Source organism: Streptacidiphilus sp. MAP12-33 (genome assembly GCF_041261265.1).
Taxonomy (GTDB): domain Bacteria; phylum Actinomycetota; class Actinomycetes; order Streptomycetales; family Streptomycetaceae; genus Streptacidiphilus.
This window is the reverse complement of sequence record NZ_JBGCCA010000010.1, coordinates 141548-159719: the sequence shown is the minus strand read 5'-3', so window position 1 is coordinate 159719 and position 18172 is coordinate 141548. Positions and strand designations below refer to the sequence as shown.

Here is an 18172-nt window from a genome sequence, read left to right as displayed (position 1 = left end):
GAGTGGGTCGGCCGCGTGCTCTTACGGCGTTTCGGGGAACTTCTTCGCGGATGTCGCCCGAATGTCCGATGTGGCTTCCGCGCACGCCGTTGACCTGCGGGCAGGCCCTGGGCAAGCTACCGGCCATGCCCGCCACACGGCCCCCGTCGTACCCGCTCCGCACCGCCTCGTCGAGGGCGGAGCCCGGCACTTCGGTCGTTTCGCCGCCCGGCTCGTCGAGGCCAACCCGCTGGACGCGTACACGGGCCGCACCCGCCGGCTGAAGGCCCTGCGCCTCACGCCCGAGTCGGCGTCGCTCTGCGCCCCCTGGCGGATCGCCTCCGCCGACGGTCGCCTCGACGTGGTCTTCGAGCCGGAGGGACGCAAGGCTGTCGAACACCAGCTGGGCGTCCTCGCGATCGACTACTTCCAGCTCTTCGGCCGCTACCGCTGCAGACTGCGCGACGCGGACGGCCGCACGCACGAGATCGCGGAGGCGCACGGGGTCTGCGAGAGCATGAAGGCGCGCCTGTGAAGGTCGGCCCGGTGCAGCCGGTTGACACCGGTCGCGCCCCGCGCGTATCACCGGAGGACGGTGTCACGTTTCGCCAGGTGACGCCATCTGCGGTAGTCGGTTCCGGGGAGCGCGCATGACGAATGTTCAGATGGTTCGGGCGGTTCCGACGGACCAGGACGCCACCACCGTCAAGCGGCTGCGGGTCGGCGTCGGAGTCGTCGGTCTCGCGTTGCCGATCGTGCTCCCGGTGGGCAACAGCATCATCTCCGCGCACCTGGGCCTGCTGGACTCCCTCAGCGGTTCCTACTACACGCACATGCGCAACGTCTTCGTCGGCGGCCTGTGCGCCATCGGCGTGATCCTGCTCTGCTACCGCCACAACCGCCGTGAGGACCTGTGGAGTTCGGTGGCCGGGTTCTTCGCCGTGGTGGTGGCGATGTGCCCGATGGAGCCGCCGGCGTCTGTCGTGGCCGTCGCCTCGACGACGCAGAAGGTGCTGGGGGGCGTCCACACCTTCTCCGCCGCCCTGGTCTTCACCGCGCTCGCCGTCTTCTGCCTGCGGCTCTTCCGGGACCCGGCCGAGCCGGACGGTCCTCTGCGGCAGCGCGTCTACCTGGTCTGTGGCGTCGTGATCCTGGCCTGCATCGTCGGCATCATCGTCACCGGGCTCGTCCACTTCGCCGGTGCGGGCGGGGTGACCCCGGTCTTCGCGGGCGAGTCCGTCGCGGTGTTCGCCTTCGGCGCGGCGTGGTTCGTCAAGAGCGACGCGATCGCCGACCTGGCCCGGGCAGCGGGCAGCGAGGCTGTCGCCACGGCCTGGCGCTGACCGCCCGGCAGGACCGCCCGGCGCGGGCGGCCCGGCACGGATAGCCCGGCGCGGGCGGCCCGGAAAGGCCCCGCCCGGCACCGTCAGCCCGGCACCGGTGAGGTGCCGGCCGGCGAACTGTGCGCTGGGTGCGCTCCGTGCCGTCAGGTCAGATCCGACGGGTCGGTGTTGGCCCCGCACAGCACCACCGCGACATGCTCGCCCTCGGCCGGGACGTACGCGCCGCAGCGCAGCGCGGCCAGCGCCGTGGCCGCGCCCGACTCGACGGCGATGCGCCGTTCCTGCCACAGGGCCCGGCGGGCGGCGGTGATCTCCTGGTCCGGCACCAGGACGCTCGTCACCAGGGGGCCGCGGGCCAGCTCGAACGCGGTGCGCGAGGTGCGGCGCGCGCCGAGCGCGTCGGCGGCGACCGAGTCCACGTCGACGTCCACCGGCTCGCCCGCCTCCAGCGCCGCGTTCAGCGCGCGGCAGTGCTCCGGCTCGACGGCGACCACCCGGACGCCGCGTGCGGTCAGCGCCGCCGCCGTCCCGGCGAAGAGCCCACCGCCGCCGACGGAGACCACGACGGTGTCCACGTCCGGGGCGTGGCCCAGCAGTTCGAGGGCCAGGGTGCCGGCGCCGGCGGCGACGTAGGGGTTGTCGTAGGCGTGGGAGAGGAGCGCGCCCGTCTTCTGCGCGAACTCGACGGAGGCCTCCAACGCGTGGGCGTACTCCGTGCCGACGAGCCGGACGTCCGCGTGGTACCCACGCAGCTTGGCCACCTTGACCGCGGGCGCGGTGGCGGGCAGGAAGACCGTCGCCCGCGTCCCGGTGGCCTGCGCGGCCCAGGCGCAGGCGAGACCGGCGTTGCCGCCGGAGGCGATGGTGACGCCGGCCTCCGGCATGTCGCCCCCGGCGAGGTGCACGGCCGCGAGGTTGGCCGCGCCGCGTGCCTTGAACGAGCCGGTGTGCTGCAGGAACTCGAGCGCGAGGCTCAGCCGGACCGAGCCGGGCCGCGTCGCCCCACCGGCCGGTGGCATGACGGACTCGGCGGACTCGGCGGGCGTGACCAGCAGCGGCCTCACCCTGCCCTCGATCCGCCGTGCGGCCGCCTCGACGTCGGCGGGTCCGATCAGGTGCGTGGGCATCGGGTGATCGGCTCCTCGGCGCTCGAAGGCAACGGCTGATCGTCATTCAACCAGGCGTCACCGTCAGGCGCAGGTGACGGAGGCGATCTTCATCGTCCGCAGGTCCAGGGTGACGACGGGGTGGCCGAGCGCGTGCTCGCCGGGCGTGAGCGCGTGCGCGGTGGGATTGGCCGTCAGCTTGACGACCGCCGTCGTGCCGTTGACCTGGACGGCGTCGGAGTCGACGCTGGCCGCCGCCCTCGCCGCGCACTCCAGCGGTTGCGCGCCGGTCGACGCGACGGCGGTGCGGTAGGCGGCGGGTGAGGCGAAGTAGCCGGCGATCGCGGACGTGTCGGCGCCGTAGGGCTTGAGTTCCTGGAGGTAGGCGTAGGCGTCGAGCAGACCGCCGACGTAGGACTGCACCTGGTCGTCGGAGTACGGGGCCGGCGGCAGTTGGGGCGTCAGCTGGCCGACGCAGTAGACCCAGTCGACCCGCGGCGCGGTCCGGTCCACCGCCACGGACATGATGACCTGACCGCTCCCGCCGCCGGGCCAGAAGTACCACTGCGCTCCGGTGCCGGTCCGGCCCGGCGCGTAGACGGCGTGCCAGTACGGGAGGGAACCGTCCTCGGCGCAGGTCGTCTGGTCACCGTCCAGCTCGGGGCGGGTGAAGGAGGCGAAGGCGGGGGCGAGGTACTGCTGCCGCAGCCGGGCCAGCGCGGCGTCCGAGCCTGAGGTGCCGAACGCGGCGGTCGCGCCGCCGTAGTAGCCGACGACCGTCGCGCTGCCGGGCACGCCGGGGTCGGTGGCCGGTCCGCAGGAGAAGTCGGTGATCCGCCCGGTCGCGTCGGTGTCCAGGGTCAGTCGCGCGGCGGACCGGGTGCCGGTGTAGAGGCTGACCGGCACGGCGAGCCCGTCGCCGTGTGGCGCGGGGGTGCCCACGATCGCTCCGTCGACGACGGTGTGCCCGGACGCGGCGCCGCAGCCGAGCGGCGCGCCGATCCCGCCGCTGCCCTGGAGCCGCGCCGCGACCTGGGCGTTCGCGAGGTAGGCCGTGAGCCCGGCCGGGTCCGCCTTCTTGGGCTGCCCGGTCTTGACCGCGGCGCCGGAGCGCTCGTAGTCGTCGACCACCGCCAGTGCGGACGTCTGTGCGGCGCCCACGTGGGGTGCGGGCGCGGCCTTGGCTACCGGCTTCGGGGCACTGGAGCACCCGGTGGCGGCCAGGGCGGTGAGGGCCAGTACGGCGAGCGTGCCGATCCGTCGTCCTGCGTGCATGCTGTGCCTCCGCCTGCCTGGTCCGCCCCCCTGTGCGGAGATTGCGCACACTCTATGAGCTGCACCTGCCATGCCACCACGGGTTGGAGTGGCGAATGTGCCCACGAGCGGTGGTGGCGTTGCTCACAGCGATCCGGGGTGTTCCCCGGGGGCAGGCCTGTTCCCTGGGGGGCAGGCCAGGGACGCGCCCACCACGCCGGCGACGACCCGTCGCAGCGCCTCGGCGTCCGGCGCGGTGCCGGTGCGGTCGGCGAGGAGGAGGTGGCCGGCGCCGATGAGAGTGGGAGCCAGGGCGTCGACGTCGGCGGCGGGGGAGAGGCGGCCGAGCTCGCGCTCGGCGGCGAGGTAGCAGGCGAGGACCTCGGTCGCGTCGCTGAGCAGCGGGACGCCGGTCGGTCGGGTCTCCCGCAGCAGCGCGCGCAGGCCGTCGCGGGAGACGGTCAGACCGACGACCGCCACGGCCACGGGGCCGAGGATCTCGGTGAGCGCCTCGGTGAGGTTGCCGACGACGGTGCCCTGTCCGACCGCGGCGAGCAGACCGGCCGAGGTCGTGTCGAGCCGCGCGACGCGGTCCAGCACCAGGGCGGCCAGGAACGCGTCGAAGTCCGGGAAGTGCCGGTGCAGCACGCCCTTCGCGCAGTCGGCCTCGGTGGTGACGGCGCGGCTGGTCAGCGCGCTGGGGCCGTCGCGCAGCAGGACGCGCTCCGCGGCCTCGAACAGCTGACGGCGCGGATCGCGGAGTGCCACTCCTGTTGGCACGGCGGATCTCCTCGGTGATGGTGATGGTGATGGTGACGGGGGCGGTGACTGGTTGACGAGTGGGCATGTGCCCACCCATAGTGGGCACATGCCCATCCTACCTTCGGAGGGGACGGCTCCCCCCTCGCAGCCACCGCACCGGGCACGGGAGATCGCCGAGTCGTTCGGCGTCGATCCGGAGCGGTACGCCCGCGCGCGCCCGCGCTACCCCGACGCCCTCGTCGCCGCCGTCCTCGACGCGAGCCCCGGGCGATCCGTCCTCGACGTCGGCATCGGCACCGGCATCGTGGCCCGCCAGTTCCGTGCGGCCGGCTGCGCGGTGCTGGGCGTCGAGGCCGACGCCCGGATGGCCGCCTTCGCCCGCGAGCGCGACGGTTTCGACGTCGAGGTCGCGCGGTTCGAGAACTGGGATCCGGCGGGCCGCGTCTTCGACGCGGTGGTCTCCGGGCAGACCTGGCACTGGATCGACCCCGTTCCGGGTGCGGAGCGTGCGGCGCTGACGCTGCGGCCGGGTGGCCGCCTCGCCGCCTTCTGGAACGTCGACCGGCCCTCGCCCGAGCTCGCCGAGGCCTTCGGCGCCGTCTACCGGCGGGTGCTGCCCGGCTCGTTGGCCGCGGGCCAGTGGTCCGCTACGGGAGAGGCCCGCTACGGGGCCCTCACCACCCGTGCCGCCGACGGCATCCGCGCGAGCGGCGCTTTCGGCGCGCCCGAGGAGTGGCACTTCGACTGGGAGCGCACCTGGACCCGGGACGACTGGCTCGACCAGCTCCCCACCACCGGCGGCCACACCCGCCTTCCGGCCGACCGGCTGGAGCAGGTCCTCGCGGGGGTGGCGGAGGCCGTGGACGCGATGGGCGGCGCTTTCACGATGCGCTACACCGCCGTGGCGGTCACGGCGGTGCGCGCGTCCCGGTGCTGATCCGGCGTCAGGAGACCGGCGGGTTCCATTCGAAGGTGACGGTGACCGGCGCGTGGTCGCTCCAGCGCTCCGGGTGCGAGTTCGCCCGCTCGACCACACCGGAGGTCGCCCGCCCGGCCAGGCCCGGAGTGGTGACCAGGTAGTCGATGCGCCAGCCGCTGTCCTGGTCGAACGCGCGGCCCCGGTAGGACCACCACGAGTACGGCCCGGCCACGTCCGGGTGCAGGCTGCGGACGGTGTCGACGTAGCCGAGCTCGTCGAAGACCCGGGAGAGCCAGGCGCGTTCCTCGGGCAGGAAGCCCGCGTTCTTCTGGTTGGCCTTCCAGTTCTTCAGGTCGGCCTCCTGGTGCGCGATGTTCCAGTCGCCGCAGACGACGACCTCGCGACCCTGCCCGGCCGCGCGCTCGCGCAGCTGCTTCAGGTGGTCGAGGAACTCCGCCATGAACCGTTCCTTCTCGTCCTGGCGGGGCGTGCCGACCTCGCCGGAGGGGAGGTACAGGCTCGCGACGGTCAGGCCCGGCAGGTCGATCTCGGCATAGCGGCCGGAGCCGTCGAACTCGTCCGAGCCGAAGCCGATCTTCATCCGCTCCGGCTCCGCCCGCGACAGCACCGCCACGCCCGCCCGGCCCTTCGCCGTCGTGGACGGCGCCCACAGCACGTGCCACCCGGCCGGCTCCGCGACCTCCGCCGCGAGCTGCTTCGTCTCGGCGCGCACCTCCTGCAGGCAGACCACGTCCGCCTCGGTGTTCGCGAGCCACTCGACGTAGCCCTTGCCCGAGGCGGCGCGCAGGCCGTTGACGTTCACGGTGGTGATGATCACCTGGGAGCTCATTCCTCACGGAGTCGGTTCGCGGGCGCCGTCGTCCGCCGTCGTCCCTTCGCGCGGCGACGCGCCCGTCACACCTTACGACGACTCCCGCGCGGGCCCGGGACGTACCCGCTACGCTCCGGACATGACCACGAGCCCCGACGACTACGACAGTACGAACTGTGTGTGGTGCGGGGCCGCGGTCCAGCTGGGGCCCGAGGGCGGCTACGTGTGCGGGCAGTGCGCCTACACCGTCACCCCTCCCGGCTACGAGAAGCTGGCCGCGGCCGGGCGTACCGAGATCCGCCTGCGCCGTCAGGCGAAGCGTCATCGCTGAGCTCCGGCTCGGCTGCGCCGGCCCTCAGCGGTGCCGCTGGTCGGCCCGCGGTTCGAAGTCGCCGTAGCTGTTGTCGGCGGGGTTGACCGTCACTCCGGGAGCCGTGATCTCGTCGACGCCGGGTGCCACCGGGGCCCCGAGCCGTGGCTGTCACCCTGCAGGCCTGCGGCCCGCCGTCCCCGAAGCCTGACGCTTTCCCCGTCGTTCGCCGCCTGGCCGCCTCGGCTGGCTACGCTCTGCGCCGTGACAAGATCAGCAAGCGTCATCGACCAGTGCAGAGCCTCACTCGGAGCGGCGCCTCGCAGCTTCTCCTGGGGGGAGAAGCTCGATCTGCGCATCTTCAGGCCGTTCTGGATGGGGCGCAACGATCTGCTGGCACAGATCCTCAAGGCCCAGGACGTGCTGCTGGCGGAGGGCCGCCTGGTCTGGGGCGCGCTCGTGCAGGCCAACAGCCTGCTGTTCGCTCCCGGGCGGCAGGACCACCCGGCCGTCGTGATCTACAGCCCCGACGCCGCGGCCTTCGACGACAGCCCCGGTCTTCTCCTCGACCTCGCGCGGCAGCTGTACCGCTTGAAGGGGACCGAACAGGAGGACCCGGAACTCGCCGCGTTCTCGCGCATGCTCGCCAACGAACTGGACCGGGAGGTGCAGTGGGAGGTGCCCCGCCGTCTCACCGGCGGAGCCACCGTCCACTGCACCGTCATCATCGCCGCCCGCAAACATCTCCCCGGCAGGGTGCTGAGAGGGTCGACCTTCCCGCTGCTCATCGCTCCGGACCGGACGGCCATGACCATGATGCTGCCGAGACGCTTCCGGACCCCGCAGCAGGGCGACACCGCCCGCGGGCGGCTGGTCGACGATTCCGCCGGGGCAGAGACCATGGGCCTCAGCGGGGGGCTATGAACAGGCTTTGCGCCGAGCGCCCGATGACGCCCTTGGCGTCGAGCAGTTGCGCGTCCGCGACGCCGATGCCCGCCTCGTCGACGGCGGTGCGCGCGTCCAGGCCGACCCACTCGCCGACCGGGGGACGGCGCAGGTGCACCGTGAGGTCGGGGTTGACGTAGACGTGGCGGCGGATGTCGAGCTCGCCGGAGACGCCGTTGCCGGAGTCGGCCGCGACCAGCACCCGGACCAACCCGGACGGCTCCTCGTCCGCGACGAGCGGCAGGCGCATCCGGAACCACGCGCAGGCGGGGCCGGGCTCGGTGGCGGAGCCGTGGGCGAAGCGCATCTCCACCGAGGTGTGGTAACCCTCGTCCCACGGCAGGGGGAAGGTCATGGCAGGGGAGTCCTCCGGCCCCGGCACGGTCACCGGCTGCTCGATGCTCGGCGCGGTGCCCGGCTCCCCGACACGGATCCGCAGCGCACCGGCCCGCATCGCCACCCGGCCGTCCGCTCCGCGGAGCTCGGCCTCCACCCGCTCCACACTGCGCCCGGCCTCCGCCTCGCGGACCGCGACGGTGACCTCGCCCAGCGGCACCGGACGCAGGATCTCGAACGTCATCCGCACCACCCGGAACCCCTCCCGCGCCCCGGGCCGCTGCTCGACGGCGCGGCCCAGCAGCGCGGCGGGCGGACCGGCGTGCTGGGAGTCGGGCGACCAGGGCCCCCGGGTCGCGGCGGTGGCGGCGTAGCGGTTCTCGCCGAGCGGGAGGTAGAAGGCTTCAGCGGTCATTACCGAAGGGTAACCAGAATCGCCCGGGAACGGGAGGTGCGGTGACGACCGGGGTGATGACCGGTGAGTAACCAGGTGGCGGGGCGTCCGGGAGGCCACAGGCCGCCTTTCACGTGGACGCCGGTTCGGCCATGCTGGTGCCCGACGCACGGACGAGCGACCGAAGGTCTCGTGCGGCGAACCGGGAGGGAGGCGTCGCGATGCTTTCGCGGACGCGGTTGTTCGGCGGCAAAACCCGTGTGACGTTCCGCCTGCCGGCGGCGGAGCCGGCGGGGATCGTCAGCGTGGTGGGCGACTTCAACGGCTGGCAGCCGGGCGCGGCGGAGCTGGTCCGGCGCCGGGACGGCACCCGCACGGTGAGCGTCTCCTTCCCGCCCGGAGAGCACCGATTCCGCTACCTGGCGTCGGGCGGCGTCTGGTTCGACGACGCTGGCGCCGACCGGATCGACCCCCAGGGCGGCCTGATCCGCGTCGAGTGAGGGGGACGGCCGGCGCCGCGTCGTCGGTCGGTCCGGACGACCCGGAATTGCGTGGAGGAGGCCGAGGCAGAGTTTTTCCTCTACCCCGGCGACTCGCACCTTCTTACGGACTCTTCGTGTTCTTACGGACTCCTCGTGGCCGGCCTACGACGCCTACGACGCCGACGCGGTCGCGCAGTTGCTCGACCACCTCAGCGCCCCTCCCGGTCGGGTCGGTGAGCCGGGGCCGTCAGACCGCCGTGCGCTGGGCGGGTACGCCCTGGTCGGTGGCCTCGCCGCCGGTCGCGGGGCTGCGGCCGTGCCGCATCAGCAGGGCCACGATCAGCCCGACCACGCCGCATCCGGCGGCTACCAGCAGGCCCTGCTGGTAGCCGGAGAACGCGTACAGCTGCGGGATGGGGTGGAAGCCCCCGCCGGTCGCGGATTCCGGCAGGCCCTGGATCTGGACCTCCATCTTCAGCGGGTGCCCGGAGAGGAACGCCGTCAGCACGCCGGTGCCGACGGCGGTCGCCAGGCTGTTGACGACGCCCAGCATGCCCGCGCTGATGCCCTGCTGACGGGCCGGTACCGCCTCGATCATCAGGTTCGGGCAGGCCGCGTAGAACGCGCCGAAGCCGATCCCGAAGACCGCCGCGAAGAGCCCGTACTGCCACTTGGAGTGCGGGAAGTAGGCGTACAGCACCGTGGAGAGGGTGAACATCGCCATCGCGATGACCAGGGGCAGCCGCGGTCCGGTCTTGCGGGCGAGCTCGCCCGACGCCGCGCCGGACAGCATGCCGACGCCGCCCGAGTAGACGGCGGAGTAGTAGCCGTAGGCCAGCAACGTCGCGCCGAGGCCGAAGGCGAGCGTGGAGTTGAAGATGGTGTGGAACAACGGGGCCATCGCCGGTGGCAGTGTCTGACCACCGCTGCCCGAGAGCGCGACGCCGAGGATCTGCGCGTGCAACTGCGACTGGGTCGGCGTCTGCAGCATGTAAGGGATGCTGTAGCCCTGGATCCCGATGACCATGCTGCCGAGCGTGGCCGCGCCGAGGATGACCAGCACGCGCGGGGAGAAGAGCAGCTTCGGGTCCATGATGGGCTCGGCGACGACGCGTTCGACGAGCAGGAACGCGACCAGCGCCGCGAGGCCGCCCAGCAGGTAGGCGAGCGAGTCCAGCCGCCCCCAGCCCCAGCTGTTGCCGTTGGAGAGGTAGACCAGGACCAGTCCCACCCCGCCGCCCAGCAACAGCGCGCCGCCGATGTCCAGCCGCTGACGGGTGCGCAGCGAGGACTCCGGTACCACGATCCACATCAGCGGCATCATGACGCAGACGAAGATGAGCAGGAACCAGAAGAGCCAGCGCCAGCCGTAGGCGTCCATCAGCGCGCCGCCGATGAGCGGAGCGGCGAGCGCCGACATGCCGAGGCCGGTGGCGATGACGCCGATGGCGGCGGGGATGTAACGGCGCGGCAGGATGTCGCGGAACAGGCCGTAGGCGACGGTCGGTGCCGAGATGGCGACGGCCTCCAGCCCTCGGCCGACCAGGAAGACCCACCAGGTGTGGGTGAGTGCGCAGACGAGCGTGCCGAGGGCGAAGGACACGCCCGTCATCAGCATGGTGCGGCGCTTGCCCCACAGGTCGGAGAGCTTGCCGAGGATCGGTGTGGTGGCGCCGCCCACCAGGCCGAAGATGATGACCATCCAGCTGATGTTGGCGCCCACGCTCGGGAAGCTCGGTGCGATCTGGCGCGCGGCGGACGCGACCATCGTGTACTGCAGCGCGGCGATCTCGGCGAAGAGCACGACGACGAGGATGACCCCGAAGATGCGCAGGCGCGAGGCGCCGTCGAGGCGGTTGGTGGCTTCGGGTTCCCCGGTGGGCTCGGGTCTCGGTGCTGAGTCGACGTTCTCGGGTGCGGATGACACGCGGCGGCTCCTCCGTGCAGGTGGCGGCTCCTTCCGGCTGTATCTAACAGTCCGTCAGAAAGAAGGGAAGAGCGTTCGCGGCCACGATCTGGTTCAATGTCCGCATGGACATCGTCCTCGAACCGTTCTGGCCCTCGCGCCAGCAGTTCCACTTCGACCAGACCTGTCGCCGCTCGACCGGCGCGCAGGCCTGAGTCCACGTCTTTTTCCTCTTCTCAGGCCCCTTGGCGCGCAGACGCCCACCCGTCCGTCCTGCGCGAATCGAGTCCTGTCATGTCTGTTTCCACTCTCAGCCCCGCCGCCCTGCCGACCGTCCCGCGCCTGCGTGCGGTCCGGCCCGACGAGACCGCCCAGCCCGGTGTCTACCGGCTCCCGCCGCACCTGGTCGGTGAGCTCCCGCTCGGCGCGGCCGACGGCACCCCGCTCGTCGGTTACCTGCTCCTGGTTCCGGAGGGTGTCGCCCCCGCGCTGGCGGGCCTCGCCGCACCCACCGCGGCCACGACCGCGACCACGGCCCCGGCTCCGGTGGCTCCGCCCGCTTCGCAGCCGGACGGCCTGGCGGTCGACCCGGAGCGGCGGATCGCCCACCTCGACGGCGCACCGCTGGAACTCACCTACCTGGAGTTCGAGCTCCTCGCCCACCTCACCGCCTACCCGCACCGCGTGCACACCCGCGAACGGCTCGTCGAGGCGGTCTGGGGCTACGGTCACATCGGCGACGGCCGCACCGTCGACGTGCACGTGGCCCGACTCCGCCGCAAGCTCGGCGAGGCTTACCGCGCACGGATCGTGACGGTCCGTCGGGTCGGCTACAAGTACGTGCCGGGCCCGGCCTCCGCCCGCTAGCAGCCGCCCGCGTCGGGCGGGTCAGCTCTCGCTGATCCGCCCGTCCGCCACATGGATGCGGCGGTTGGTCTCCACCGCGTCCAGCATCCGCCGGTCGTGGGTGACCAGCAGCAGCGTGCCGTTGTACGAGGCGAGCGCGGACTCCAACTGCTCGATGGCGGCCAGGTCCAGATGGTTCGTCGGCTCGTCCAGCACCAGCAGGTTCACGCCCCGGCCCTGCAGCAGCGCGAGGGCCGCGCGGGTGCGCTCGCCCGGGGAGAGCGTCGCCGCCGGTCGCAGCACGTGGGTCACCTTGAGGCCGAACTTGGCCAGCAGGGTGCGCACGTCGCCGGGGGAGAGCTCGGGCACCGCCGCACTGAAGGCCTCCACGAGCGGCAGGTCACCGAGGAAGAGCCCACGGGCCTGGTCCACCTCGCCCACCACGACGCCCGGGCCGAGCGCGGCGTGGCCCTCGTCCAGGGGGAGCCGGCCCAGCAGGGCCGCCAGCAGCGTGGACTTGCCCGCACCGTTCGGGCCGGTGACCGCGATCCGGTCACCCCAGTCCACCTGGAGGTCCACCGGGCCGAAGGCGAAGGCGCCGCGCTTGACGCGCGCCCCACGGGCCGTCGCCACGACCGCGCCCGCGCGCGGCGCCGCGGCGATCTCCATCCGCAGCTCCCACTCCTTGCGCGGCTCCTCGACCACGTCCAGCCGCTCGATCATGCGCTGCGTCTGGCGGGCCTTGGCGGCCTGCTTCTCGGTGGACTCGCTGCGGAAGGCCCGGCCCTGCTTGTCGTTGTCGTTGTTCTTTCGCCGGGCGTTCTTGACGCCCTTCTCCATCCAGGAGCGCTGCATCCGCGCCCGCGCCTCCAGCCCGGAGACCGTGTCGGAGTACTCCTCGTACTCGTCGCGCGCGTGCCGGCGGGCGCGGTCGCGCTCCTCCAGGTAGGAGGCGTAGCCGCCGCCGTAGTGGTTGACCTGCTGCTGGTGCAGGTCCAGCTCCAGCACCGAGGTGACGGTGCGGGTGAGGAACTCGCGGTCGTGGCTGATCACGACGGTGCCGGCGCGCAGGCTCTGGACGAACGACTCCAGGCGCTCCAGGCCGTCCAGATCCAGGTCGTTGGTGGGCTCGTCGAGCAGGAACACGTCGTAGCGGGAGAGGAGGAGGGAGGCGAGCCCGGCGCGGGCGGCCTGGCCGCCGGAGAGGGACGCCATCTCCTGGTCGAGGCCGACGGCGAGACCCAGCTCGTCGGCGACGGCCTCGGCGCGTTCCTCCAGATCCGCGCCGCCCAGGTCCAGCCACCGGTCCAGGGCGACCGCGTACGCGTCGTCGGCGCCCGGCGTCCCGTCGACGAGCCCCTGCGTCGCCTCGTCCAGCGCGACCTGCGCGTCGGCGACCCCGGTCCGGCGGGCCAGGAACTGCCCGACCGTCTCACCGGGCCTGCGGTCCGGCTCCTGCGGCAGGTAGCCGACGGTGGCGGTGGGCGGGCTGAGCGCGATGCTCCCGCCCTCCGGGGTGTCGACCCCGGCGAGGAGCTTCAGCAGCGAGGACTTCCCCGCGCCGTTCACCCCCACCAACCCGACCACGTCGCCGGGGGCGACGACCAGGTCCAGTCCGGAGAACAGCACGCGCTCACCGTGTCCGGCGGCAAGATCTTTGGCGACGAGAGTGGCAGTCATCAGGCCCGTAAGCCTACCGGGCGTCGGTCAGCCGAACTGCGCGGTGTCGACGTCGAACGAGAGCGGGGCCGGTAGCGACAACGGCTGGCCGAAGGGAACGCGTGCGACGGGCTCGTCATAGGCCCGGGTACCGTCATCGGGAAGCCGGTGGAGCAGGCAGATCCGCTGCTGGCGGTCGACGATCAGGTAGTACGGGATGCCCGCCTCGGCGTAGATCTGACGCTTACGGCGGTAGTCCTGGTCACGGGTGCTCGTGGAGGTCACCTCCACCACGAGGTGGATCGGCTCCCCGGCCACGGGGTTGTACTCGCTCCTGGCGCCGCTGAACGCGTCCGTGTCGGTGATGATCAGATCGGGTCGCACGCCGCTGCCGGACTCGGTGAGCAGACCACTCCCGCCGGCCCAGAAGGTGAACTCACCCTTCGCATCATGGCGCACGACCTCAGTGGCGAGGCGCGTGATGATGCGCTCGTGGTCCGGAACGGGGGGAGGGGACAAGAAGATCACCCCATCGAGGAGTTCGGCACGGAATCCCGCCAGGGCAGGGTCGTGCTCGACGTGCGCGAGTGCCGCCCAGACGTCGTCCAGGGGGGAGTCGTCAACGGGCAGTGCGCTCATCTCTCCTCCATGTGGCATCAGGGCGTGACGTGTGTCACTCGCAGGCTAGCGCCTCCCCGTGACCGGGGGCGGACCATCGTCCACCCCCGGAACAGGAACTACTCCGCGAGGCTGAGCGCCGCCAGTGCCGCGTTGACGATCGAGCCCGAGTCGAGGCTGTTGATCTCGTACAGGTCGCCGACCGTGCCCGACTGGCCGAAGGCGTCGACGCCCAGCGGCACCGTCGGGACGCCCAGCGCCCCGCCGAGCCAGGCCATCGAGTGGGAGGCCGCGTCGTGGACGGTGACCAGCGGCGCGCGGCCGGAGCCGAAGGCCGCGCGCAGGGCGCCGGGGGAGTCCGGGGTGCGGGCTGTGCGGTAGCCGGAGCGCAGGGTCCGCTGCCACTCGGCGTAGAGCAGGTCCTGTGAGGTCACGTCGATGACGTGGGCCGCGATGCCCTCCTCCGCGAGCTCGGCGGCCGCCGCGAGGACCTCCGGCAGGACCGCGCCCGAGGCCGCCAGCCGGACCACCGGGGCGTCGCCGGACACCGGAGCGTCCACCAGCCGGTAGGCACCCGCCAGCACCTGCCGGCGCAGCACCTTCTCGCCCAGGCGGGCCTTCGCCGCGTCGAACGGGGACTGCTCCAGCGGACGCGTGGTGAGGCGGAAGTAGTGCGCGCCGCCCTCCCCGCGCGCCACCTGGCCGACCGCGTCGCACAGCAGCCAGTCCAGCGCGCCCGCGTAGGCCGGCTCCAGGGTGACGCTGTTCGGCAGCTCCAGGCCCACCGACGGCGTGATCGTCGACTGGTGCGCGCCGCCCTCGGGGGCCAGCGTCACACCGGACGGCGTGCCCGCGACGATGAAGCGCGAGCCCGAGTAGACCGCGTAGATGAACGCGTCCAGGCCGCGCAGCACGAACGGGTCGTAGACCGTGCCGACCGGCACCAGCGGCTGGCCGGACAGGTCCCAGGACAGGCCCAGCTGGCCCAGCAGCAGGAACAGGTTCATCTCGCTGATGCCCAGCTCGATGTGCTGCCCGGTCGGGCCCTCCGCCCAGCGCAGCACCGGGTCGCTGTTCCAGGCGCGGCGCTCGACCGGCGCGAAGACACCGGTGCGGTTGATGAAGCCCGCCAGGTTGGTGGAGGTGGCGACGTCCGGCGCGGTCGTCACCAGCAGCGGCGCGAGCTCCGGCTGCCGCGACAGCTCCGCCAGCACCCGGCCGAAGGCCTCCTGCGTGGAGAGCGGCTTGCCGGTGCGCACCCCGCTCGACTCCGGGACGGCGGGCGCGGGGAATGCCGGAGCGGCCGGGCGCGTGAACAAGCGTGACCGCTCGGCCGCCAGGCGGCCGGCCGGGGTCGCCGGGTCGAGCGCGTCCCACTCCGTGGCGGGGGTGAGCCCGTGGGCGGTGCGCAGCTCGTCGACCTGAGCGGTCGTCAGCAGCGCCGAGTGGTTGCGCGGGTTGCCGGCCGTCGGCAGGCCCCAGCCCTTGACGGTGTAGGCGAAGACGACGCTCGGCCGGTCGGTCACCGCGTCGCACTCCGCGAAGGCCTCCAGCAGCGAGCCCAGGTCGTGACCGCCCAGGTCGGTCACCAGCGAGGCCAGCTCCGCGTCCGGGATCACCGCGCAGAAGTCGGCGACCGCCTGCGGCGCACCGTCCAGGAACTGCTTGCGCACGTCCTGCTCCGGCAGGCCGAACAGCGACTGGTAGTGCTCGTTCGGCATGTTGTCGATCCAGGCGCGCAAGGCCTCCCCGCCCGGGCGCGCGAACGCGGCGCGCAGACGCCGCCCGTACTTGACCTCCACCACGTGCCAGCCCGCGGCGGCGAACTGCGCCATCCACTGCGCGCTCCGCACCCCCGGCACGACCCGGTCCAGCGACTGCCGGTTGAAGTCGACGATCCACATGGCCTTGCCCAGGCCCTGCGTCGCGTCGTCGGCGATCGCCTCCCAGATGTTGCCCTCGTCCAGCTCCGCGTCGCCCATCAGCGCGACGAAGCGCGAGGCCGGACGCGCGCCGAAGTGCGCGTCGACGTAGCGGCGGGTCGCGGCGGCGAACAGCGGGGCGGCCGGGCCGAGGCCGACGGAGCCGGTGGAGAAGTCGACCGGGTCCGGGTCCTTGGTGCGGCTCGGGTAGGACTGCAGGCCGCCACGGGCGCGCAGGGTGGTCAGGTAGGAGCGGTCCAGGTTGCCGAGCAGGTACTGGATGGCGTGGAAGACCGGCGACGCGTGCGGCTTCACGCTGACCTTGTCGGCGCCGTCCAGGTGGGCGAACCAGAGTGCGGTCATCGTGCTGACCAGGCTCGCGCTGGACGCCTGGTGCCCGCCGACCTTCACGCCGTCGCCGGTGGCGCGGTCGTGGTTGGCGGAGTCGACGATGCGGGTGGCGAGCCAGAGCACACGCTGCTGGATCTCGTCGAGCAGCTCCAGGTCCGCCGTGGTCGGGGTCGCCGACACGGGGGCCGTGGAACCACCGTCGAGGGGATGAGGGTGGTGATCCATGGCAGCAGAGTGCCCGAAGCGCCCCGGCCTGTCACGCGTGGGGATGGTCACGCCACCGGTTTCCGGTTCGTTCCCCGGGCGGGTGGGTAGCGGTGCAGGTCACAGTGGTGATCACGAAATCGGGCGGCGGCCGGGGAACAGCGGCTTCCGGTGGACCGTTGCCGCAGTGCGGGGCGGCTACGCCGGTCCGCCGGAACAGGGAGCAAGGAGAGGGTCGGGGCATGGGACTCAACCGGGCGGGCAGGATCGCCGCAGGGGTCGGCGCGGCGGGCGCGGCAGCGGTGGCCTGGGCGGCACGCGAGGTGCCGGTCGCCTTCGGCGGCGACCCGACGTCGGGCAGCCGTGGCGAGCGCCTCAAGGCGTCCCCGCAGTACCGGGAGGGCACCTTCCACAACCCGCCCGGCCCGGAGCGCACGGGCGAGTTCTCCCGTCCGGACAGTGGCGGCGTCGCCCGCGAGCTGCTCTTCGGCAAGCAGCAGCGCAAACCGTCCCGCCCGATCCCGCTGGTGCGCGACGTCGCGCAGCAGGCCAGCGAGGACCTGGCCGTCACCTGGTTCGGCCACTCCAGCGCCCTGGTCGAGATCGAGGGCCACCGCATCCTGCTCGACCCGGTCTGGTCCGAGCGCTGCTCGCCGTCCCAGTCCGTCGGCCCGCGCCGTCTGCACAACCCGCCGATCGAGCTGGAGCGGCTGCCGGAGATCGACGCGGTCCTGATCTCGCACGACCACTACGACCACCTCGACATGCACACCGTCCGGGCCCTGTCCCGGCTGCAGACCATGCCGTTCGTCGTCCCGCTGGGCGTCGGCGCGCACCTGGAGCGCTGGGGTGTGGAGCGTTCGCGGATCATCGAGCTGGACTGGGAGGAGACGGTCGAGGTCGGCGCGCTGCGTCTGGTGTGCGCGGCGGCGTACCACTTCTCCGGGCGCGGCTTCAGCAACAACGGCACGCTGTGGAGCTCCTGGGCCATCCTCGGCGAGGAGCGCCGGGTCTTCTACAGCGGCGACTCGGGCTACTTCGACGGCTTCCGGGCGACGGGGGAGCGGTTCGGCCCGTTCGACCTGACGCTGGTGCAGATCGGCGCGTACAGCGAGCACTGGCCCGACATCCACATGACGCCGGAGGAGGGCCTGCGGACGCATCTGGACGTGCGGGGCGAGCTGCTCGTCCCGGTCCACTGGTGCACGTTCGTGCTCGGCCTCCACGACTGGTCCGAGCCAGTGGAGCGGCTCTGCGAGGCGGCCGACGCGGCGGGGGTGCGGCTGGCGGTGCCGCGTCCGGGGGAACGGCTCGAGGTCGCCTCCCCGCCCAAGCTCGACCACTGGTGGCGCTCGGTCGTCTGAGCCGACGGCCGTGCGAGCCGCGGCAGCTCGATCCGCACCGCGCGGTCAGCACCGTGCGGTCAGCGGCCGCGCTGGAGCGGCAGCTCGACCCAGACCACCTTGCCGCCACCGTTGGTGCGTTCGACGTCGCAGCTGCCGCCCGCCTCGGCGGTGATCGCCTTGACCAGGAGCAGCCCCCGGCCCCCCAGCCGGTTGAAGTCCTCGGAGAGGGCCTTGGGCCGGTACGGGTGGCTGTCCTCCACGGAGAGCCGGACCCAGCCGGAGGAGAGCACGACCTCGACCACCAGCTCGGGGGAGAGCAGCGCGGCATGGCGCACGCTGTTGGTCACCAGCTCGGAGACGATCAGCAGCACCCCGTCCAGCAGCTCCTGGTAGCCGGGGCCGGTGATCCCCTGGGCCACCAGCAGGTCCCGGACGGCGTGCCGCGCGTGCGAGACGGTGACGTCGACGGCGGGGGCGGCGAAGCGCCACACGCCCTCGACACCGGGAGGCGTCACATCCGGCCCTCCTTGGACTGTTCCGGTCGCGCGCGGCGGTTCGCAGGGCTGGTCTCCGCGGACATGCATGGTTCGTTCCGCCATCCTCGGGTTGCAGTGGTCGGCGCTCCTGGGCAGAGAAGTCGTCCTATCACAGCCTTGTC

At 72.7% G+C, this 18172-nt stretch carries 18 protein-coding genes; 8 read left to right on the top strand and 10 right to left on the bottom strand.

Annotated features, from left to right (window positions below):
* Positions 1-61 precede the first annotated feature (61 nt).
* Positions 62-514, top strand: a complete 453-nt coding sequence (locus ABH931_RS12835; RefSeq protein WP_370112536.1) for a DUF2804 family protein — start codon at positions 62-64, stop codon at positions 512-514.
* A 115-nt stretch (positions 515-629) separates the two neighbouring features.
* Positions 630-1322, top strand: a complete 693-nt coding sequence (locus ABH931_RS12830; protein WP_370112534.1) for a DUF998 domain-containing protein — start codon at positions 630-632, stop codon at positions 1320-1322.
* A gap of 143 nt (positions 1323-1465) precedes the next feature.
* On the opposite strand, the gene ABH931_RS12825 is transcribed toward ABH931_RS12830, so the two are convergent.
* The 3 genes from ABH931_RS12825 to ABH931_RS12815 form a co-directional block, all read right to left on the bottom strand.
* Positions 1466-2449: a threonine/serine dehydratase gene (locus tag ABH931_RS12825; protein WP_370112532.1), complete on the bottom strand. Its 984-nt coding sequence runs from the start codon at positions 2447-2449 to the stop codon at positions 1466-1468.
* Between the two features lie 63 nt (positions 2450-2512).
* On the bottom strand, positions 2513-3703 hold the full coding sequence (locus ABH931_RS12820) for a hypothetical protein (protein ID WP_370112530.1): 1191 nt from the start codon (positions 3701-3703) through the stop codon (positions 2513-2515).
* A gap of 123 nt (positions 3704-3826) precedes the next feature.
* A complete protein-coding gene (locus tag ABH931_RS12815) occupies positions 3827-4462 on the bottom strand; it encodes a TetR/AcrR family transcriptional regulator (protein WP_370112528.1) in 636 nt (211 codons plus the stop codon).
* 88 nt (positions 4463-4550) lie between these two features.
* Between ABH931_RS12815 and ABH931_RS12810 the strand changes: the two genes are divergently transcribed.
* Positions 4551-5381 (top strand): trans-aconitate 2-methyltransferase, encoded by an 831-nt coding sequence (locus ABH931_RS12810; protein WP_370112526.1) that lies wholly within the window; start codon positions 4551-4553, stop codon positions 5379-5381.
* Positions 5382-5388: 7 nt separating this feature from the next.
* Here the strand turns inward: ABH931_RS12810 and ABH931_RS12805 are convergent, their stop codons facing one another.
* Positions 5389-6195 carry an exodeoxyribonuclease III gene (locus ABH931_RS12805; RefSeq protein ID WP_370112608.1) on the bottom strand — a complete coding sequence of 269 codons (807 nt, stop codon included), beginning with the start codon at positions 6193-6195 and terminating at the stop codon, positions 5389-5391.
* Positions 6196-6334: 139 nt separating this feature from the next.
* Between ABH931_RS12805 and ABH931_RS12800 the strand changes: the two genes are divergently transcribed.
* Together ABH931_RS12800 and ABH931_RS12795 are read left to right on the top strand one after the other, a co-directional pair.
* Positions 6335-6526 carry a hypothetical protein gene (locus ABH931_RS12800; RefSeq protein ID WP_370112524.1) on the top strand — a complete coding sequence of 64 codons (192 nt, stop codon included), beginning with the start codon at positions 6335-6337 and terminating at the stop codon, positions 6524-6526.
* Positions 6527-6769: 243 nt separating this feature from the next.
* The gene (locus tag ABH931_RS12795; protein ID WP_370112522.1) at positions 6770-7429 is read left to right on the top strand and encodes a hypothetical protein; all 660 of its coding nucleotides are present in this window, start codon (positions 6770-6772) and stop codon (positions 7427-7429) included.
* On the opposite strand, the gene ABH931_RS12790 is transcribed toward ABH931_RS12795, so the two are convergent.
* Positions 7413-8201, bottom strand: a complete 789-nt coding sequence (locus ABH931_RS12790; RefSeq protein ID WP_370112520.1) for a thioesterase family protein — start codon at positions 8199-8201, stop codon at positions 7413-7415. The two genes, ABH931_RS12795 and ABH931_RS12790, sit on opposite strands and share 17 nt — an antisense overlap.
* A 200-nt stretch (positions 8202-8401) precedes the next feature.
* On the opposite strand from ABH931_RS12790, the gene ABH931_RS12785 reads away from it, so the two are divergent.
* Positions 8402-8680, top strand: a complete 279-nt coding sequence (locus ABH931_RS12785; protein WP_370112518.1) for an isoamylase early set domain-containing protein — start codon at positions 8402-8404, stop codon at positions 8678-8680.
* Positions 8681-8909: 229 nt separating this feature from the next.
* On the opposite strand, the gene ABH931_RS12780 is transcribed toward ABH931_RS12785, so the two are convergent.
* Positions 8910-10589, bottom strand: coding sequence for an MFS transporter (locus ABH931_RS12780; RefSeq protein WP_370112516.1), 1680 nt, complete (start codon positions 10587-10589; stop codon positions 8910-8912).
* A gap of 273 nt (positions 10590-10862) precedes the next feature.
* On the opposite strand from ABH931_RS12780, the gene ABH931_RS12775 reads away from it, so the two are divergent.
* Positions 10863-11435, top strand: a complete 573-nt coding sequence (locus tag ABH931_RS12775; RefSeq protein ID WP_370112514.1) for a winged helix-turn-helix domain-containing protein — start codon at positions 10863-10865, stop codon at positions 11433-11435.
* 21 nt (positions 11436-11456) lie between these two features.
* On the opposite strand, the gene ABH931_RS12770 is transcribed toward ABH931_RS12775, so the two are convergent.
* The 3 genes from ABH931_RS12770 to ABH931_RS12760 form a co-directional block, all read right to left on the bottom strand.
* Positions 11457-13094: an ABC-F family ATP-binding cassette domain-containing protein gene (locus ABH931_RS12770; RefSeq protein WP_370112512.1), complete on the bottom strand. Its 1638-nt coding sequence runs from the start codon at positions 13092-13094 to the stop codon at positions 11457-11459.
* 27 nt (positions 13095-13121) lie between these two features.
* Positions 13122-13712 (bottom strand): Uma2 family endonuclease, encoded by a 591-nt coding sequence (locus ABH931_RS12765; RefSeq protein ID WP_370112511.1) that lies wholly within the window; start codon positions 13710-13712, stop codon positions 13122-13124.
* A 98-nt stretch (positions 13713-13810) separates the two neighbouring features.
* The gene (locus ABH931_RS12760; RefSeq protein WP_370112510.1) at positions 13811-16189 is read right to left on the bottom strand and encodes a pyruvate dehydrogenase; all 2379 of its coding nucleotides are present in this window, start codon (positions 16187-16189) and stop codon (positions 13811-13813) included.
* Between the two features lie 221 nt (positions 16190-16410).
* On the opposite strand from ABH931_RS12760, the gene ABH931_RS12755 reads away from it, so the two are divergent.
* Positions 16411-17532 carry an MBL fold metallo-hydrolase gene (locus tag ABH931_RS12755; RefSeq protein ID WP_370112509.1) on the top strand — a complete coding sequence of 374 codons (1122 nt, stop codon included), beginning with the start codon at positions 16411-16413 and terminating at the stop codon, positions 17530-17532.
* A gap of 59 nt (positions 17533-17591) precedes the next feature.
* On the opposite strand, the gene ABH931_RS12750 is transcribed toward ABH931_RS12755, so the two are convergent.
* Positions 17592-18113, bottom strand: a complete 522-nt coding sequence (locus ABH931_RS12750) for an ATP-binding protein (protein ID WP_370112508.1) — start codon at positions 18111-18113, stop codon at positions 17592-17594.
* Between the last annotated feature and the right edge of the window lie 59 nt (positions 18114-18172).